1 rRNA gene is annotated in these 281 nt (G+C 48.8%); it reads left to right on the forward strand.

What is annotated here, in order from left to right:
- Nucleotides 1-211: 211 nt before the first annotated feature.
- Nucleotides 212-281, forward strand: a 16S ribosomal RNA gene (locus AB9K37_RS01805); the annotation flags it as partial.

Here is a 281-nt window from a genome sequence, read left to right on the forward strand (position 1 = left end):
TGTGGGCGGTTTGGTTCATTCGATGTATCAAACGCTGCATATCGCGCTCATAGGCTTTTGGCCGATGATTGAGTGTCAGCTTCACTGTCTTGTACGGTTCTTCGGTACCTTTGGTACTGAAGCACATACAGACAGATGACATCCAATAATCTTAGCCGATTATTGGAGATGTGCAGAGGTTCGAACGTCAAGGATAGGCTGTAAGGCCTTTCAACTTGAGAGTTTGATCCTGGCTCAGAACGAACGCTGGCGGCAGGCCTAACACATGCAAGTCGAGCGAG

The sequence above is a fragment of the Donghicola sp. XS_ASV15 genome, assembly GCF_041224595.1.
GTDB lineage: Bacteria > Pseudomonadota > Alphaproteobacteria > Rhodobacterales > Rhodobacteraceae > Donghicola.